Source organism: Bacteroides sp. HPS0048 (assembly GCF_964240755.1).
GTDB lineage: Bacteria > Bacteroidota > Bacteroidia > Bacteroidales > Bacteroidaceae > Bacteroides > Bacteroides nordii.
In genome coordinates this window covers 117356-136192 of sequence record NZ_CAXSVC010000009.1, presented here as the reverse complement: position 1 = coordinate 136192, position 18837 = coordinate 117356, and the positions used below count along the sequence as shown (strand labels likewise).

Annotated in this window: 11 protein-coding genes and 1 pseudogene; 8 read left to right on the top strand and 4 right to left on the bottom strand. The window is 42.1% G+C overall.

What is annotated here, in order from left to right:
* The first annotated feature begins 7 nt into the window (after nucleotides 1-7).
* The 8 genes from ACESQI_RS09680 to ACESQI_RS09645 all read left to right on the top strand — a co-directional run bounded on the left by ACESQI_RS09680 (nucleotide 8) and on the right by ACESQI_RS09645 (nucleotide 11012).
* Nucleotides 8-547 (top strand): DUF4924 family protein, encoded by a 540-nt coding sequence (locus ACESQI_RS09680; RefSeq protein WP_278511783.1) that lies wholly within the window; start codon nucleotides 8-10, stop codon nucleotides 545-547.
* A 111-nt stretch (nucleotides 548-658) separates the two neighbouring features.
* Nucleotides 659-1513, top strand: coding sequence for a dTDP-4-dehydrorhamnose reductase (gene rfbD, locus ACESQI_RS09675; protein WP_278511785.1), 855 nt, complete (start codon nucleotides 659-661; stop codon nucleotides 1511-1513).
* Nucleotides 1514-1521: 8 nt separating this feature from the next.
* Nucleotides 1522-3096, top strand: a complete 1575-nt coding sequence (locus ACESQI_RS09670) for a peptide chain release factor 3 (RefSeq protein WP_195660602.1) — start codon at nucleotides 1522-1524, stop codon at nucleotides 3094-3096.
* A 207-nt stretch (nucleotides 3097-3303) separates the two neighbouring features.
* Nucleotides 3304-6213 carry a C10 family peptidase gene (locus ACESQI_RS09665; RefSeq protein WP_373125937.1) on the top strand — a complete coding sequence of 970 codons (2910 nt, stop codon included), beginning with the start codon at nucleotides 3304-3306 and terminating at the stop codon, nucleotides 6211-6213.
* 296 nt (nucleotides 6214-6509) lie between these two features.
* Nucleotides 6510-6770, top strand: a complete 261-nt coding sequence (locus tag ACESQI_RS09660) for an OadG family protein (RefSeq protein ID WP_373125935.1) — start codon at nucleotides 6510-6512, stop codon at nucleotides 6768-6770.
* Nucleotides 6771-6803: 33 nt separating this feature from the next.
* Nucleotides 6804-8630, top strand: a complete 1827-nt coding sequence (locus ACESQI_RS09655) for a biotin/lipoyl-containing protein (protein ID WP_251234785.1) — start codon at nucleotides 6804-6806, stop codon at nucleotides 8628-8630.
* Nucleotides 8630-9865 carry a sodium ion-translocating decarboxylase subunit beta gene (locus ACESQI_RS09650; RefSeq protein ID WP_007486228.1) on the top strand — a complete coding sequence of 412 codons (1236 nt, stop codon included), beginning with the start codon at nucleotides 8630-8632 and terminating at the stop codon, nucleotides 9863-9865. Before ACESQI_RS09655 ends, ACESQI_RS09650 begins: the two co-directional genes overlap by 1 nt.
* Before the next feature lie 418 nt (nucleotides 9866-10283).
* Nucleotides 10284-11012 (top strand): nitroreductase family protein, encoded by a 729-nt coding sequence (locus ACESQI_RS09645; RefSeq protein ID WP_007486230.1) that lies wholly within the window; start codon nucleotides 10284-10286, stop codon nucleotides 11010-11012.
* A gap of 153 nt (nucleotides 11013-11165) precedes the next feature.
* Here ACESQI_RS09645 and ACESQI_RS09640 read toward each other — a convergent pair whose 3' ends face one another.
* The 4 genes and pseudogenes from ACESQI_RS09640 to ACESQI_RS09625 all read right to left on the bottom strand — a co-directional run bounded on the left by ACESQI_RS09640 (nucleotide 11166) and on the right by ACESQI_RS09625 (nucleotide 18820).
* Nucleotides 11166-14297 carry a DUF5074 domain-containing protein gene (locus ACESQI_RS09640; protein ID WP_373125933.1) on the bottom strand — a complete coding sequence of 1044 codons (3132 nt, stop codon included), beginning with the start codon at nucleotides 14295-14297 and terminating at the stop codon, nucleotides 11166-11168.
* Nucleotides 14298-14312: 15 nt separating this feature from the next.
* Entirely contained in the window at nucleotides 14313-15599 is a 1287-nt protein-coding gene (locus ACESQI_RS09635; RefSeq protein ID WP_320908251.1) for a PKD-like domain-containing protein, read from the bottom strand.
* Between the two features lie 56 nt (nucleotides 15600-15655).
* On the bottom strand, nucleotides 15656-16801 hold the full coding sequence (locus ACESQI_RS09630; RefSeq protein ID WP_373125931.1) for a YncE family protein: 1146 nt from the start codon (nucleotides 16799-16801) through the stop codon (nucleotides 15656-15658).
* A gap of 9 nt (nucleotides 16802-16810) precedes the next feature.
* Nucleotides 16811-18820: pseudogene (locus ACESQI_RS09625) on the bottom strand (TonB-dependent receptor).
* Between the last annotated feature and the right edge of the window lie 17 nt (nucleotides 18821-18837).

Here is an 18837-nt window from a genome sequence, read left to right as displayed (position 1 = left end):
TGAAGAGATGAAAATAGCACAGCAACTGAAAGAAAAGAATATTGCCGAATACCTTATATATATGTGGCAAGTAGAAGATCTGATTCGTGCCAATGGTTGTGACCTTGACCGGGTAGAACAAAACATCATTGCCCGTTATCCGGAAGAAGACCGGCCGGCATTGTGTGAATGGTATGGCAATCTCATCACTATGATGCGTGAGGAAAATGTCCTCGAGAAAGGCCATTTGCAAATTAATAAGAATATCATCATTAACCTGACGGATTTGCATAACGTACTGCTTGCTTCCCCGAAATTTCCGTTTTATAATGCTGCTTACTTCAAAGCGCTACCTTTTATAGTAGAACTGCGCAGTAAAAGCGGTAAGAAGGAAGAGCCCGAACTGGAAACTTGTTTTGAGGCCTTGTATGGAGTCATGTTATTGCGTTTGCAAAAGAAAGAGCTGAGCGAAGGTACTACAAAGGCAATAGAGTCTATCAGTAGCTTTCTTTCGATGTTGGCAAACTACTATGATAAGGATAAAAAAGGAGAACTGGAATTAGAATAAAATAATGTGCCAATTAAATAATATGCCGATGTGTTAATTGGCTGTGCTGTAATAACGCGTCGTATGGTAATTGGTACATTGGCATATTAGCGCATTGAAAAATTATTGATTATGAATATATTGATAACCGGAGCCAACGGACAGTTAGGAAACGAAATGAAGGTACTTTCTGCGGAAAATACACAACACACTTATTTCTTTACGGATGTACAGGAACTCGATATCTGTAATAAAGAAGCGATTGAGGCTTTTGTTGCAGAGAATGAAATCGAATTGATTGTGAATTGTGCTGCTTATACTGCGGTGGACAATGCGGAAGACAATCATGAGTTATGTGATAAATTGAACCATATCGCACCGGGATATCTTGCCCGTGCTGCCCAACGCCGGGGTGCGGCTATCATACAGGTGTCTACAGATTACGTTTTTGACGGAACGGCCCATATTCCTTATACAGAAGAAGAACCGACTTGTCCGGCCTCTGTATATGGCTCTACCAAACTGGCAGGTGAACAGGCGGTGATGGATGGTTGTGAAAAAGCTGTCATTATCCGTACGGCATGGCTCTACTCTATTTATGGTAATAACTTTGTGAAGACAATGATACGCCTGGGGCGTGAGCGCGAAACATTGGGTGTGATTTTTGATCAGGTGGGAACACCTACCTATGCCAATGATCTGGCACGCGCCATCTATGCCGTTATTAATAAAGGTATAGTGCGTGGTGTTTATCACTTTAGTGACGAAGGAGTGTGCTCCTGGTATGATTTTACAAAAACAATTCATCGTCTGGCAGGTATCACTACTTGCAAGGTGCGTCCGTTGCATACGGCAGACTATCCCACGAAAGCGGCTCGCCCACACTATTCGGTGCTTGACAAAACGAAGATTAAAACCACTTTTGATATTGAAATTCCCCATTGGGAAGAGAGCCTTGCGCGTTGCATGGCACTATTGAATGATTAATTTATTGTATGGCAGATAATTCAGAAATACAGAGAAGGCGTACATTCGCCATTATTGCACATCCGGATGCCGGTAAGACCTCATTGACTGAAAAGTTATTGCTTTTTGGTGGACAGATACAGGTGGCAGGTGCCGTAAAGAGTAATAAAATAAAGAAAACGGCTACATCGGACTGGATGGAGATTGAAAAACAGCGTGGTATTTCAGTAACTACCTCTGTGATGGAGTTCGATTACCGCGATTATAAAATTAACATTCTCGATACTCCGGGTCACCAGGATTTTGCCGAAGATACGTATCGTACGTTGACCGCTGTAGATAGCGTTATCATTGTAGTAGACGGTGCGAAAGGTGTGGAAACACAAACCCGCAAGCTGATGGAGGTGTGTCGTATGCGTAAGACACCTGTTATCATCTTCGTCAATAAGATGGACCGTGAGGGTAAGGATCCGTTTGACCTGCTGGACGAACTGGAAGAAGAACTGATGATTCAGGTTCGCCCGTTGTCATGGCCTATCGAACAGGGAGCCCGTTTTAAAGGTGTATATAATATATATGAGAATAAGTTAGATCTCTATCAGCCTTCCAAGCAGGTGGTGACAGAGAAGATTGCAGTAGATCTTAATAGTGAAGAACTGGACAATCAGATTGGTGCTACACTGGCAAACAAACTGCGTGGTGATCTGGAACTGATTGAAGGTGTTTATCCTGAATTTGATAATGAGACTTATCTGGCAGGAGATTGTGCACCTGTATTCTTTGGTTCGGCATTAAATAACTTTGGTGTGCAGGAACTACTCAACTGTTTTGTAGAGATAGCTCCCAGTCCACGTCCTGTACAGGCAGAAGAGCGTGAGGTGGAACCGGATGAACCGAAATTTACCGGATTTGTCTTTAAGATTACCGCTAATATTGACCCGAACCATCGTTCGTGTATTGCTTTCTGTAAGATCTGTTCGGGTAAGTTTACCCGTAATGCTCCTTATCTGCATGTGCGTCATGGTAAAACGATGCGTTTTTCGTCGCCTACACAGTTTATGGCCCAGCGCAAGACTACAATTGATGAGGCGTATGCAGGTGACATTATTGGTTTGCCGGACAATGGTACTTTTAAAATTGGTGATACGCTGACAGAAGGTGAGCAATTGCACTTCCGTGGTTTGCCGAGTTTCTCGCCCGAAATGTTTAAGTATATTGAGAATGCCGATCCTATGAAGCAGAAACAACTGGCCAAGGGAGTTGATCAGTTGATGGACGAGGGTGTGGCACAGTTGTTCGTCAATCAGTTTAATGGGCGGAAGATTATTGGTACGGTAGGTCAACTTCAGTTTGAGGTGATCCAGTATCGTTTACTGAATGAATATAATGCTTCTTGTCGTTGGGAACCGATAAGCCTATACAAAGCTTGTTGGATTGAAAGTGAAGATGCCGAAGAGCTGGAAGCATTCAAGAAACGTAAATATCAGTTCATGGCAAAAGACCGTGAGGGTAGGGACGTATTCCTGGCAGACTCCAACTATGTATTGCAAATGGCACAGATGGACTTTAAGAAGATAAAGTTCCACTTTACAAGCGAGTTCTAAAGTTATATAATTCTGTATATATACACTTATCGATTCCGTTGAAGTGCATTGGTACAACTGAGGGTATCCGGAAATTTCCGGACACCTTCAGTTGTGTTTTATTTGAAATCGTTCTATTCTTGGTCTATTTTCTTAATGTTTCTTGGAGATGTTTAATAATTCTATTATATTTGTAATTATTGTTGATCTTTCAAATTATAATGGCGTATGAAAAAAATTACTTTTTCTTTATTAGGAATTTTTTTGTTGTCTTTTTGTTCGTTGTTCGGTAAGCCGATAACTCAAAAAGGAGCTCAACAGGTCGCTGAATCTTTTTTTAGCCAATCTACCTTTACAAGGGGAGTTGGTCAGTCGGATGTTGTTTTATTGTATGCCCCTGTGGCTACCCGTTCTGTAGCAGCTCCCTCTTATTATGTATTCGGTCTGGAGAAAAATGTCGGATTTGTTATTGTAAGCGGTGATGATGAATTGCCTCCGGTGGTGGGGTATTCCAGAGAGAATGATTTTAAAATGGATATGCCGGATGCCCTGAAAGCGTATTTGAATGCTTATTCACGTTATCTGGCTGATGTGCAGGAAGGGAAAGTTGCTCCTCAAAAAGCGACTTACAGAACAGGTACGGCGAAGGTTGTTGAACCTATGATGAAGACGAAATGGGATCAGGGCAGGCCTTATAATCTGCTTTGCCCCGATTATAACTCTCCCGGTCAAGATAAGGATGAATTCCGTACAGTAACTGGTTGTGTGGCCACAGCTATGGCCCAAATCATGAATTATCATCGTTATCCGTTAAGGGGAACAGGTACTTCGGATCCGCTTCTGGCTAATGGGCAGACGGTTGATTTTTCGGATCATACTTTGGATTGGGACAATATGCTGAATGAGTACATTTCCCATTATGTTGAAGCTACTGATAAATATGTGCCCGACTATACTGATGAACAAGGATTGGCTGTGGCTACATTGATGCGTGATTGTGGATATGCAATTAACATGGATTATAATACTTCTGCAAATGGAGGAAGTGGCGCCCAAACCTCGCGTGTAGCATCTGCTTTATATGAATATTTTGGTTATTCTCCTGCTGTACGTTATTATTTCCGAGGTTGCTTTAATACGGAAGATTGGATTCAGTTGTTACGTAGTAATCTGGAAGCGGGCTTACCAGTTCTTTATGACGGGAATGATTTAGAAACCGGACATGCGTTTGTTTGTGACGGTATTGATGAGAACAACCTGCTTAGTATAAATTGGGGATGGGGTGGTTATTGTGACGGTTATTTTGACATGAATATCATGTCGCCTGAAGGCGTCGGTATAGGTGGTGGAGGCGGAAGTTATTTTGCAGATCAAGGTATTATCGGGAATTTTCGTCCAAAAACTTCGGAAGAAGGAGGAATGGAACCGGATAAAACGGTAACAGCTTGCTATTTCGAGTTGAAAACAAAGCAGGTGCAAACGATTCCGGCTAATATATACTTGGAATATAGAGTTCATAACTATACCGGATATACTGTGAATGTTACTCATCGGGTAGTCACGCAAAAAGAAGACGGTACGGTGGTTCATGATATGGATAATGGAAATGTTTTACTTAAGAACGGTTACTATATAAATCGTAATGTGGCATTTTTTATTGAAAATCATGATACTTATGCTCCGGGTGTATATTATGTCACTTTTATGAATGATACCGGTACGGGTACTTATACGCCTCTCTATACGGGTAATAAACAGGCGAAATTGAAAATTACCATTACGGAAACTGAAGTGTATACGGAAATGGTCAACTTATCTTTAGCGAATGTAGAAATGGTATCGGTTCAGCCATTCGGGACATTATATGCCGGTACGGAAAATACAGTGACGCTTCAGTTGAAAAATACGGGAGAACAAATGGCAATACTAAATAACTATTCGTATGCTCTGATACCTGAAACGGAAGATGTGGAAGGCGTGAATTTGGGTGACTACCAGAAAGGCTTTTTATCCGGTAGGATTTATGGAGGTGTGAATACCGCTATTAAGTTAACTTTGTCGGAAGGGAATTTATCGGAGGGTGGTCGTTATCGTTTTCGTATTTTGAACTTTGATAATGATAAGTATATACCTGTACCTGAAGATTCTCCTCAATATATAACAGTAAAGGCGAGGCCGGAGTTTCCTGTTGTATTCTTAGGAAAACCCTTGGAAAATTATAATGAGGCTGGAGAATATGTGCAGGAAGCTGAAACTTGGTTTCGTTTATGGTGTGATGAAATTCGTGCATCGCAATCTTATAATGGTCTTTTAGCTGTTTATGCCGTGAAAAAAGACGATCCTGAAGGAAAGGAATATAAGCTATTTGAACGGGATGATATCTTGCTTGAAACTTATTTTATATATACCGCGATAACAGGAGGCATTAAACAGGCTTTTTCTATGCCGACGGGTGAATATACCGCTTATCTGAAATATGATTATGGTGGGGTAATGACTAAAGTAGAACCGGAAGTCTATAATTCGGTAGACTTTACTTTACTGCCGGCTAAGGATTTGCTGATTGGGTTGGATGCTTCGGCTGTAATTGGCAATGAGAAGGGGATTGCACGGGGGGCTACCGGAACTATTAAGCTGTCTGTTCTAAGTAGTCACGATTATAACGGTCCATTGTATTTACAGGCTTCCGGATTGAGTATAGATAATGGAGGGCTACATCAATTAGAACTGAAAGCTGGGATTGCAAAGGCGGTGGAATATACTTACCGGTGTAATGAAAATGCAGATTTAGGAACTTATTCTTTAAACATCTTTTATGCAGATGGGGAGTCTTATCATAATCTTATAACGGGTGAATATGTTGAGTCTCTTCAATATAAGATTGTTGCTCCTACGGGTATTGAAGAGGCAGAAAGTGATAACTTTAGGGTAGAATTAGATGATGGTATTTGGATTCTGAAAGGATTGCCGATAAATGCTTTCGTCACAGTTGCAAATGCACAAGGTCAGATTGTCCGACATTACGAAACATTTGGGGAAGATATGTCTGTTTCTACCGTAGATTTTTCTCCGGGCTTGTATGTACTTATACTGGAACATAAAGATCGGAAACAAGTAGTAAAGGCAATTATCCCGTAAGAATTAGGATATATTAAAATGATAAAAGGGACATAGGACTTGAGTAAGTACAAGTTCTATGTCTCTTTTGTTTTTATGAATTAGAATGTCTTGTTTGACTTCTAAAAGTATTATTTTAATTGTGCGTTAAAATGCTCCGTGTAATTAGTCTTATTGTGAGTTATAATCGTATTAAATTACTATTCTATCTTCCGATTTAGCTTTTTTTATTCTTTCCAGCCTTTATTTTTTCTTCTTTTATTGGTAATTTCGAGCGATTTTTTTTGAAACCGATCAAATAACTAATAATTTATTATATGGAAAACTTAGAGACAGCGTTCCTGCTGATGGTAGTTGGTATGGCTACTGTGTTCGTTATTTTACTTATCGTCATTTATCTTGGTAAGTTACTGATTTCACTTGTCAATAAGTATGCTCCCGAGGAGGCTGTACCTGCCAAACAGGTTTCTTCGCAAAGTCCTGTACCTGTTCCTGGGAATATCTTGGCTGCAATTACTGCGGCTGTTAATGTCGTGACTCAGGGTAAGGGTAAAGTGACAAAAGTAGAGAAATTATAAATTCGCAAATTATCAAGACACAACTAAAAGAATATGAAAAGAGAAATCAAGTTTAGTCTGGTTTTCAGAGATATGTGGCAGAGTGCCGGAAAATATGTACCTCGTGTAGACCAGCTTGTTAAAGTAGCTCCTGCTATTATTGAAATGGGATGTTTTGCCCGTGTTGAAACCAATGGTGGTGGTTTTGAACAAGTGAATCTGTTGTTTGGTGAAAATCCCAACCGTGCTGTCCGTGAATGGACGAAGCCTTTCCATGAAGCCGGTATTCAAACCCATATGCTCGACCGTGCTCTAAACGGACTTCGTATGAGCCCCGTTCCTGCCGATGTGCGCAAACTCTTCTATAAAGTAAAAAAAGCACAGGGAACAGATATTACCCGTACTTTCTGCGGACTAAATGATGTCCGTAATATTGCTCCTTCAATCACCTATGCCCATGATGCCGGGATGATTTCACAATGTTCACTTTGTATTACTCACTCGCCTATCCATACGGTAGAGTATTATACTAATATGGCTCTGGAGCTGATAAAGCTGGGAGCAGATGAGATCTGTATCAAAGATATGGCAGGTATCGGGCGTCCTGTCTCTTTAGGAAAGATTGTGGCCAATATAAAAGCTGCACATCCTGATATTCCTGTGCAGTATCATAGTCATGCAGGACCCGGTTTTAATATGGCAAGCATTCTTGAAGTTTGCGAGGCAGGCTGCGATTATATTGATGTGGGTATGGAACCACTTTCCTGGGGTACCGGGCATGCCGATTTGCTCAGTGTACAGGCTATGCTGAAGGATGCCGGTTTCAAGGTACCTGAAATAAATATGGAGGCGTACATGAAAGTACGTGGCATGATTCAGGAATTTATGGATGATTTTCTTGGACTTTACATCAGTCCGAAGAATCGTCTGATGAACTCTCTGCTTATCGCTCCGGGGCTTCCGGGTGGTATGATGGGAAGCCTTATGGCCGATCTCGAAACGAATCTGGAATCTATCAATAAATATAAAGCTAAACACAATCTGCCTTTCATGACGCAGGACCAGTTGTTGATTAAGCTTTTCAACGAAGTAGCTTATGTATGGCCGCGTGTCGGTTATCCTCCTTTAGTGACCCCGTTCAGCCAGTATGTTAAGAATTTAGCTATGATGAATGTGATAGCTATGGAGAAAGGTAAAGAGCGCTGGGGTATGATTGCTGATGACATTTGGGATATGATACTTGGCAAGGCTGGACGTTTGCCGGGTAAATTGGCTCCCGAGATTATAGAGAAAGCCGAGCGTGAGGGCCGTAAGTTCTTTGAAGGCGATCCGCAGGATAATTATCCGGATGACCTTGATAAGTATCGCAAGTTGATGAAAGAGAATAAATGGGAAATAGGTGAAGATGACGAAGAACTCTTTGAATACGCTATGCACCCTGCACAGTACGAGGCTTATAAGAGTGGTAAAGCGAAAGAAGATTTTCTTGCGGATGTGGCTAAACGTCGTGCGGAACGAGATAAGTTGCCACAGGAAGATGCGAAACCCAAGACACTTACTGTGCAGGTAGACGGACAGGCTTATCGCGTTACTGTGGCTTATGGTGATACTGAACTTCCTGCTGCTCCTGCTGCTGCCCCGGTAGGTGAGGGTAAAGAGGTACTTTCTCCGTTGGAAGGCAAATTTTTCCTTGTAAAGAATGCACAGGAGACAGCATTGAAAGTTGGGGATACCGTAAAAGAAGGAGATGTACTCTGCTATGTGGAAGCTATGAAGACGTATAATGCCATTCGTGCCGAGTTTGGTGGTACAGTGACGGCTATTTGCAGTAATCCGGGAGATACAGTTTCTGAAGATGACATATTAATGAAGATAGGATAATGAACGAGATATTTGAAAACTTATACGATATGACTGCTTTCAGCAATATCATTGCCGAACCGCAGTTTCTGATAATGTATGCCATCGCTTTCGTTCTGCTCTATTTAGGTATTAAGAAACAATACGAACCGTTGTTATTGGTACCTATCGCTTTCGGTGTACTGCTTGCCAACTTCCCGGGAGGTGATATGGGGGTTATTCAGGCCGATGAGAACGGTATGGTGATGGTGAATGGTGTGATGAAGAGCATTTGGGAAATGCCTTTGCATGATATTGCCCATGAGTTAGGACTCATGAACTTCATCTATTATATGTTGATAAAGACGGGATTCCTGCCACCTATTATATTTATGGGAGTGGGTGCGTTGACTGACTTCGGACCGATGTTGCGTAATCTGCATCTTTCTATATTCGGAGCGGCTGCCCAGTTGGGTATCTTTACTGTGTTGCTTGTAGCTATTCTGATCGGTTTTACTCCTCAGGAAGCAGCTTCATTGGGTATCATTGGAGGAGCTGATGGTCCTACGGCTATCTTTACCACTATTAAACTGGCTCCTCATTTGCTGGGACCGATTGCTATTGCCGCTTACTCTTATATGGCACTGGTTCCGGTGATTATTCCGATGGTAGTCCGTTTGCTCTGTACTAAAAAAGAGCTGAGTATCAATATGAAAGAACAGGAGAAGAAATATCCTTCAAAGACGGAAATCAAAAATCTGCGCGTATTGAAAATCATCTTCCCGATTGCGGTGACTACTGTTGTTGCTCTCTTTGTGCCGAGTGCTGTGCCGTTGATTGGTATGTTGATGTTTGGTAATCTCGTGAAGGAAATAGGTAGCAACACCTTCCGTCTGTTTGATGCCGCTTCCAACAGCATTATGAATGCTGCAACCATTTTCCTGGGGCTTTCCGTAGGTGCTACCATGACTGCTGAGGCTTTCCTGAACTGGACTACTATCGGTATTGTAGTCGGTGGGTTCCTTGCTTTTGCCCTGAGTATTACCGGAGGTATCTTCCTCGTGAAACTGTTCAATCTCTTCTCTAAGAAAAAGATTAATCCGTTGATCGGTGCCACGGGATTGAGTGCTGTGCCTATGGCAAGTCGTGTAGCAAATGAAATAGCTTTGAAGTACGATTCAAAGAATCATGTGTTGCAGTATTGCATGGCAAGTAATATTTCCGGAGTTATCGGTTCGGCTGTAGCTGCAGGCGTATTGATTTCATTCCTTGCCTGATATTCTTTACCTCTGTGTGAGGTTTGTGAGTAAGTTTAAGAATGCCTTCCTAAAGTTTTGTCTCAACTTTAGGGAGGCATTCTTGCAATTAGCAGAGAGTTTTACTCTTTTATGCCTGCTTCAATGTAATAGAATTTATGTTAATAATCTGGTCGGATGAAATACAGTTGACTTGTATTTATGTTATTAATATGAGTCAGTAGTTGGATATTTGATAAACAATGGAGTGATGTGCCAATTGGATGTGTTGTACCGATGCTCCTTTGTATAGCGCGGCTAATTGGCACATTATTTGTACCTGTTTCTGCATGATTACTTATCAACATGAGAACGGGATATTATGTATCTGATACTATCATAATAGTAAGAGTTGTTATGTAACAATTGAGTGAAACTAATTTAATAAATAGAGCATAAAATGAATTTAGAAGAGGTTCTGAACTTCCGTCGTTCCGTACGAGTGTTTGATAAAGAAAAACCAATAAAACCGGAGACGGTAAAACACTGTCTGGAATTAGCAACTTTGGCTCCCAATAGCTCGAATATGCAATTGTGGGAGTTCTATCAAATTACAAACCCCGAATTGTTGGCGGAGATTTCAAAAGCCTGTCTTGGGCAGTCTGCTACTGTTACGGCTTCAGAAATAGTTGTTTTCGTTACACGTCAGGATCTGTATAAGAAGCGTGCAAAGTCCGTTCTAGAATTTGAAAAAGGAAATATCATACGAAATAGTCCGAAAGAACGTCAGGAGAAACGTATTAGAGACCGGGAATTATATTATGGAAAACTTATGCCTTTCATTTACGCCCGGTTTTTCGGTATCTTGGGTTTTTTGAGAGTAATATTGGCTAAGAGTATCAGCTTATTCCGCCCGATGATGCGGGAAGTTTCTGAAAGTGATATGCGTGTGGTCGTTCATAAATCCTGTGCACTTGCTGCGCAAACATTTATGATTGCGATGGCAAATGAAGGATATGATACTTGTCCTTTGGAAGGCTTTGATAGCAAACGAATCAAGAAGGTACTGAAACTACCTCATGGTGCCGGAATAAACATGGTAATTCCTTGTGGAATACGAAATGGAAATAAAGGAATCTGGGGAGAACGGGGGAGAGTACCGTTCAATGAAATCTATCACAGACTGTAATTATATACCTTTTTCATCCGATACCTGAGACCTCAGAAAAAATGGATTCAACAGGATAACAAAAAGAGAAGCTGCTAACAAATGAAGCAGCTTCTCTTTATTCTATTGGGTAAAAAGGAAGCGAAACCTCCTTTCTACTTTATTCCGGAACTTTTATTCAACAATGATTTTTGCGGAGACAGTTTGTTTGCCTGTATGTCCGTTCAGCAGATAGATTCCACGGGCAACATCTGTCGGAGCGTTATAGCGATCGCTGTTTACTTCGTAACTACCGATTGCCTGTCCGTTACTGTTGTACATGATAAATCTGTATCCTTCGTATCCGTAAATGCTGAGCATGTTGTCTTTGCAGTAAATTGTTTTTCTGGTTTCCACATCGTTAATGCCGGTACCACCGGATACTACTACATGAATATTCTTTTCTACAACTACGCCATTGGACTCAATTGCGAGTGTAATGGTTGTCTCACCGATAGCTTTTGGAGTTACAGTCAGTGTATTACCTTCTAATGTTGCAGTAGCAATACTTTCATTGCTCACACTTTTTAATGTTTTACTGATATTGTACGTTAGGTTGTCCTTATCGGTCACTTTGTCCGTCAGATCAATAACAGTAGGTGCGCTACTTGTGGTAAATGATAATGTACTTTCTACACCATTTACCTCCGGTGCATATTTGTCCGGGAAGATAGGCATGGCCTGGAACCAATAGTATTGTTTCAGTTTGATAGTCTTTTTCAACTCTCCGGTTGTACCGTTCACAATATGAATCCAGTTGTGTTCGTAATCCGTTCCGGAACCTTTTTGTGTCGTCATTACGATTAATTCATCCGTACGGTCGTCATAGCGGGGTGTTCCATAAGAGGTCTGAAGTTTTCCTTCTGTTGCTCCCGGTAGTTCGGCTACACTGAAGAATGGCTTGATGGTACTGATATCCGTACCTATCTCGTAACGATAATATCCGGCTCCACCATACATAACGCTACTGCCTCCTGACCAATAAAGTATATTTTTCGTGCGGCTTGCACAGAATGGAGTAGATCTCCATGCTCCCCAGGAGCAGCTGATTTCTGCGCCTGTCGGTAATTGCAGGGTTTCTTCTATAGTCAGAGTTTCCGGATTCAGACGTTCCAATGTATTGGTTGATCCCAGCCATACACTACCGTCGGCACCTTGTGTAATGCCTTGTATCTTACTGTTTTCAATACATTTTACCAGTTTGTCGGTTTCTGTATCAATAATGTTTGTACCTTTACTTTGCTGGATGGCAAATACATATTTGCCGGCTTTTACCATATCTCCGGTCTGTCCGTTGTATAAGCTTGCGCCTTGTGTTCCTTCAATGATATCACCTACTTTGAGGTTTTTAACATCAAATACAACTACACCGGCAGTAGTACTGATATAGACTTTATCAGGGTTTACGCCTACTATGGCACGTCCATCACCGCCTCCGATAACATCGAATCCGGCGATTTTCTTTAATGTCTTGGCATTCATCATTACCAATCGGCCACCACCGGGGGTACTGTCTCCTCCGTCTTTCGGTTGTTTAGAGATAACAAAAAACTTATCAGCATAAATCATGCCGTAGCAAGAAGTGGCACCAAAGGCCTCTCCCGGATTCTCGCGGTCGTATACACGATACATCAGTTCTTTGTCTTCGGTAAGGAAATTCATATCACCGTTTTCGTGTCCGAACCAGGCTTCATTCAGGATAAATGTACCATCCTGATATCCGGCATAAGGAGAGTGGTCACGTTCTTTCACAATTAGTTTTACGGTAGTGCTTGCTCCTTTTCCGTCTTTGGCGGTTACAGTCATGGTAGTTTCTCCTACCTTTTTCGCAATGATATTAGCCTGATAGAAGCTGGCGATGTCAGGATCTGCAATCTGGTAAGTAACGTCGGTATAGTCAGCATCGGCAGGGGTGATAACAGGAACCGGGCAATAGATGTCTTTGAATTCTATTTCAATTACTTTGTTTTCACCACCAAGTTCAATCTTCTCTACTGCTTTCTGGCATTTCACGGTCAGCTTAAATGAAGCTGTTACGTTTTCATCGTATACACTGCTGGCAGTGATGATTGCTTCTCCTTCGGTAGCAGTAGTCGTGATTTTTCCGGCTGTGCTGACGGATGCCACTTCTTTATTGCTGCTGGTGTAAGTGAGAGCGGTGTAAGTCGCATTGGAAGGAGTAAGAGTCAATGGGTTTTCCACCGTTTGCTTGATTCCTGACTCCATTTCTGCCTGTTGGAATGCAATTTTTGTGATAGGCTTTTCGGGTGCTGTTACTGTAATCTTGCAGGTGTTAGATTGAAAATAGTTTACACTGTTTCCTATCTTTGTTTTAAAGTAAACATAGGCATCTCCGGTTTTATTGCCGGCAAAAGTGACTGCACCATTGAAAGCATCTTTAGTACTGCGTATCGTTTTGATAATGGTATTATCTTTTTGAGACTCTTTATCCTGGATGGTCCATAGCATGGTACCGGCTGTTTCACCATTACAGCCCAGAATAGTAGGCAGTACACCACCGTCTGAAATAGGAAACGTAATCTCATCCGGAAGATAGATACCTGTTTCCGGAGTGGGAACATAGAAGTAATAGTTTATTTCGGCTGCTTCACCCGAACCGGAGAAAGAAGAAAATGACCATAAGTCGAGAGAGCCGTCGGTCAATATACGGCTGGAGGCTCCTACACTGCTATAATCCGGCTCTTCTGTAAGATTACCGGCTGTATAGTAGCTCCAATATCCGCTATACCATCCTGAGGCCCAGTGGTCAGTAGCATCTATGGCGGTATAGTCGTCAAAGTCATATGCTGAGGTGTGTATTAATCCCTCTTCATCTGCTTTTTTTTCTTCATCGCCTTTTTTCAAGCCAATGTTTCTATTGCCATTCAGGTCGAATCCAAATCCACCTATGGCAGATCCGTATTGTGTATCACCGTAAACCAGCATATAGAAACGTGGGTCGGCTTTGGCTATAGCTCTTAGCATAGCGTCACCGGTAGCTTTTGCGGCATCTTCCCATTTGTATCCCCAAACAAGGTTTTCGGCACCTCTACCGTCGTTCCATCGTATCACGAGTACGGAGGTTTTGCTTCCTTCGCCTACATAATACTTGATTTTTGAAGCATCGATTGAGATACCGGTACTTTTCAGTGCTTTCGGGAGAGTCGAAACTTGCCGGGGTACTCCTTGCACGAACATAGTTTGTTGTGCCTGCAACCCAATGCAGACAAAGCACATTAATCCTAATAGCGATAATAGTTTTCTCATAATTGTTTTGAATGATTAGTTATTTAATAGATGTAAGTCATTAATTCCCATTACTTCGGTAGATGTTTCTCCCAGCCAGCCACAGTATTGGTTGACTCCGGTATAAATCTTCACAAAATCAATACCTGGCAGATGTACCGGATTGCCTTCGGCATCTACAGCCCATTCGATGTTGAAGTTGGAGGTTTCATCTACATTAAGTCCGTTATCGGCATATCCCCATGGATAAGCGTAAAGCACCCAGTACTTACCTTCACCGCTTTCGTCTTTTGCATTATTGGGCAGCAGTGTACCTTTGAAAGAGAGTTCATCTTCTTCCAGCCATTTCGGATAATAATCCTGCCGATGGTATATGTTTTTAGGCATAAAGCCCTGCGCATTCCGGTTATCTTGCCATGCGATATATTCCGCATCTGTATTCCAGGATTGTTCGTCTTCGGGTGCTTCTACCGGTTCGTGATATTCGTCCGGACGATAATAGGTAATCTGATAATTTTTGAGAGTGGTTTCTTTGGTATATTCACTTCCTGCCAGTTCATACCATTCATCGTCATCGGCAATGCCGTTTTTATTACGGTCGTATGCCACCATGACAATACCCGGCTCACAGCTTCCGCCTTCTTCCGGTGCTTCCGGGTTAGGGTTAGCATTAGCATGAAAAGCATTACCAAGAATTTTGAGATCATACTGGCCCGGTACGTTTACAATGGTGTGATCAAAGCCACAGATTACATAACCGCCATAACCGCCCAAAGTAATCATTCCACGGGTGTTGTATCCGATGGCTTCGAGTACTTTTTGGTTGATAGCCCTTTGAGTATCTCCTTCTTCGTATTTGGGAAGTTCGTTGACGAATTGTCCCGGTGCCGGCTTATATTCCGGTATGGAAGTGATATAGGGAGAGTAGTTTTTCTCTTCTTGCTTTACGGTGACAGTAAAGTCCAGTGTACTCTTTTTTTGTTCGCTGTTTGTAGCTTGTAATGTGATAGAATACTGTCCCGGATTGAGTGCTATAAATTCCAGCTCTTTTTGAGAAGAGATAACGGAATCTCCTATGCTCCATTGCATTTCGTAGGTTTCTTCTCCTGTCAGAACAGGAGCGATGGAGAGTACTTTGCAGCGGGGGATCTGAAATCCTCCGGCAGGAATTTCAATAACGATCTTGCCATCATCGGAGGGTACTTCGATAGGATCGGTTATTTCGACAGGAGGATCGGAGGTTTCTGAGCACGCAGCAAACCATAGACAGCAACCGGAAAAGAGGCTTGCCACCAGATAAGAATGTAACTTGAAGTGGATCATATAAATAGATGTTTAGTAATTGTTGAACTTTCATATCATAGATGATGCTGTGCTTATTATTTATGCACAAATACAAAGTGTGCAGGAATATCACCTGTGGTCACTGACCATTTCTTCTTTCCTTCCGGGGTGAAGCAATAGAGTGTACCCGGGGATACATAGTCTTTGGCATCTGTTACAAAAAACTCTTTCGTCTCCGGATTAACGGCTATACCATAAGGTTTCTTTATTGATTTTTCTGTTCCGTCTGTGATAAAGTTCCGGGTAACAACTTTTCGGGTACGGGTATCAATCAGAGCATAGGTAATCTCCCATTCTTGTTGGCTGACATAGCTGTATTCGGTACTGTAGAGATAGAGATTATCATCATCAATGCATAATTCGGATGCTGCAATACCCAGTTTGTCTACTACTTTATCTGTACGGCTGTCTATTACATAGAGGTCGGACGGGATGGTGTAATAGTCACCCCGTGAACTTACATAGAGGTAGCCATAACGGTCTGCTTTGAGCCGGTGCAGGTTGATGGCAACATCTATTTTGTAAAGCTCGGTGAAAGTGGTCAGGTCGATGACCGAAACGGTGCGGTCATAATTAGGAAAACGGTATCCACCGGAATTGGCTACATAGAGTTTGTTGCTTGTAACCACCATCTCTTCCGGCTGATATCCTACCAGGCATTGGTCTACTATTTGCAGAGTGGCTGTGTCTACTTTGGCTACGTATCCCAGGCGGGCATTGGGATCTATCTGTACGGGGCCGGCATAGGAGCTGACATAGGCGTATCCCTCGTGAAAGGTTATGTAACGGCAGTTGGGGATATCAATAGTGCCCAAATGGCGGGTATTGTTTTTATCCATTACTTCAATGAAGTGCGAGCAATTGATAACGGCATACAGTTTATCACCGTAAATCTGAATATCATTGCCTACATCTCCCAGCTCCATCACAACAGACGGATTGGTCTCGGCATAGATGTTTTTATGATAATATCCGGTGGTATAGTCAAAGAAGTCCAGGGTACATTTATTACTTCCCATATTTCCTTCATTCAGTAGATAGAAGCCTGTAATGAACTCCGGATGAGTAGGAGGTTGTACTTGTGTTCCGGTAGAATGTATAAGTACTTCATCGTCGCCTGTGCACGAAAAGATCAGTAGGCAACCGGTGAGTAAGAGGGTAAGAAATGATAACTTTTTCATTAGGTTTATTTAGATATGAATAGTAAGAATAAATTTATAATTGGTTCCCGGCATGGGGTAGCCCTTTACTACTTCAAACTGCTGGTTGAAGAGGTTATTGACCTCTGCGGTCAGTCGGTAGTTCAGATTCTTTATCTTGAAAGTACGGGAAACTGACAGGTCGTTTGTATACCATTCCGGTGCATAATTCTCAGGAATATTGGCCGGCTGATCATACCGTTCTCCTGTATATATGAAACTGTAGTTGAGATCCCACTCCCGCCAGTTGGCATTTACAATCATTGAACCACTATGCCAGGGGATGTAGGGTATCTGATCTCCGTAGTAACCACTTGTATTATTGGTGAAATCCTGTGCCTTTTGGTAGGTATAAGTGAGCCGGGCATCAATGGATATTTCCTTTGGTAGTTTCCAGTTACTTTGTATGGCTACGTCTACTCCCCGTATTTCTACCATCCCCAGGTTCATCATCGTCCAGCGGAACTGGTTGGAGGTGGGCATTGCTACAATTTTATTTTCTACTTCGTTGTAATAGGCGTCTGTTTGTATCTCAATGTTTTTCAGCCATTTCCCTTTGATGACAGGTGCATAGGTGAATCCCAAGTTATACTGGGTGGTAAATTCCGGCTTCAACTTGATATTGCCGATAAATGTATAGTATAAATCGTTTAGAGTAGGCATACGGAAAATATTCTTGTAGAAACCACGCAGGTGGAAGTTCACTTTACGAAACGGTTTGTAAGAAGCCACCAAAGTAGGGGTAATCTGCTTTTTGTTCTCCATAGACATCGTATCTATGCGTACATGATCTACGACGAATGTTCCCAGTACACTGGCTTGCAGCTTGAATTGTTTAAAGTCGAGCGCACTTGCCACCGATACCAGCGTGGTATGGCGGGTGGGATAGGGGAATTTGTATAAATCGGCATTCAGTTTGTTCCACTGATAATCCAATGCCATAGATACACTCCAGTGTTTATTGAATGAGTAGAGGTTGGCGCCCGAGAAGTAAACTTCCTGCTACCGGTAGTGATTTTCAACATACATCAGGGTTTCGTCTTTATTCGGGTCGGCAAGGTAGTGCAGATAGTCATAGGCATACTTTCCGTTTATCAGCAGACTATACTTGTCTGAAAAATGTTTTCTGACGGACGACTGTACAAATAGATTCGTATCCCATTGGCGGTCTTCGTGAAACAGTTTGTTACGAACCATTGCTCCGGGAAGTCCTCGTTCTGATTTATAAAAGTAGGCTTTACTTTTCCACTCTCCATTGGTTATTTTGCCATATAGCCCGCCTTCTATGCGGATAGAATTCACATCTCCATTTCTGCGTATGGCCGTAGTGTCATATCCTCCCGTAGTTTTGTAACGGTATTTATAATGTCCGGTGGTAAACATGTATTCGGTACTGAATGAACTGGAAAGGCGGTCGTTGATATTCTGTTCCCAAAGCATCGACGGATTGACAACACCAAAAGAACCGGTTTTGAAGCTACCTCGTATAATATAACGTTTGGAATCTTCAAACTTGGGAGTACGGCTTTGCAGGTAAATAGAACCCGACGAACCAAAATCTTTAGCTGATTGGAAGATAGCACTGCGCTGTCCGTTGTAGATGGAAATAGCTTCCATATTATCGAGTGAGAACCGTCCGAGGTCCACTTGTCCGTTTTGTGCATTGCCCAGTTCGATACCGTCATAAAATACTCCCACGTGGTTGGTTCCCATACTGCGTATGTTGACTGTTTTCAACCCGCCGATACCCCCGAAGTCTTTAATTTGTATGCCGGAGAAGTAACGTATGGCATCTGCTACGGAATGGACGCTTAGCTTTTCCAGCTGTGCCCCTTCCATAATTTGTACGGGGATAATTTCTTTCGACAACTTTTTGGATGAGGTGACTGTCACCTCATCTATCCAATAAGTATGCAATGTATCTACTTTGTTGCGTTGAGCATATACTAAAGTAGTCAATAACAGAAAAGTGACAGTAATCCACTTCGCCTTATTTCCCATGCGTTAACTAATTTGAT

What these genes read in the sequence shown, in the direction of transcription:
- ACESQI_RS09680 (WP_278511783.1), top strand. Translation starts at nt 8, where the DNA reads ATGAAAATAGCACAGCAACTGAAAGAAAAGAATATTGCCGAATACCTT.
- rfbD (WP_278511785.1), top strand. Translation starts at nt 659, where the DNA reads ATGAATATATTGATAACCGGAGCCAACGGACAGTTAGGAAACGAAATG.
- ACESQI_RS09670 (WP_195660602.1), top strand. Translation starts at nt 1,522, where the DNA reads ATGGCAGATAATTCAGAAATACAGAGAAGGCGTACATTCGCCATTATT.
- ACESQI_RS09665 (WP_373125937.1), top strand. Translation starts at nt 3,304, where the DNA reads ATGAAAAAAATTACTTTTTCTTTATTAGGAATTTTTTTGTTGTCTTTT.
- ACESQI_RS09660 (WP_373125935.1), top strand. Translation starts at nt 6,510, where the DNA reads ATGGAAAACTTAGAGACAGCGTTCCTGCTGATGGTAGTTGGTATGGCT.
- ACESQI_RS09655 (WP_251234785.1), top strand. Translation starts at nt 6,804, where the DNA reads ATGAAAAGAGAAATCAAGTTTAGTCTGGTTTTCAGAGATATGTGGCAG.
- ACESQI_RS09650 (WP_007486228.1), top strand. Translation starts at nt 8,630, where the DNA reads ATGAACGAGATATTTGAAAACTTATACGATATGACTGCTTTCAGCAAT.
- ACESQI_RS09645 (WP_007486230.1), top strand. Translation starts at nt 10,284, where the DNA reads ATGAATTTAGAAGAGGTTCTGAACTTCCGTCGTTCCGTACGAGTGTTT.
- ACESQI_RS09640 (WP_373125933.1), bottom strand. Translation starts at nt 14,297, where the DNA reads ATGAGAAAACTATTATCGCTATTAGGATTAATGTGCTTTGTCTGCATT.
- ACESQI_RS09635 (WP_320908251.1), bottom strand. Translation starts at nt 15,599, where the DNA reads ATGATCCACTTCAAGTTACATTCTTATCTGGTGGCAAGCCTCTTTTCC.
- ACESQI_RS09630 (WP_373125931.1), bottom strand. Translation starts at nt 16,801, where the DNA reads ATGAAAAAGTTATCATTTCTTACCCTCTTACTCACCGGTTGCCTACTG.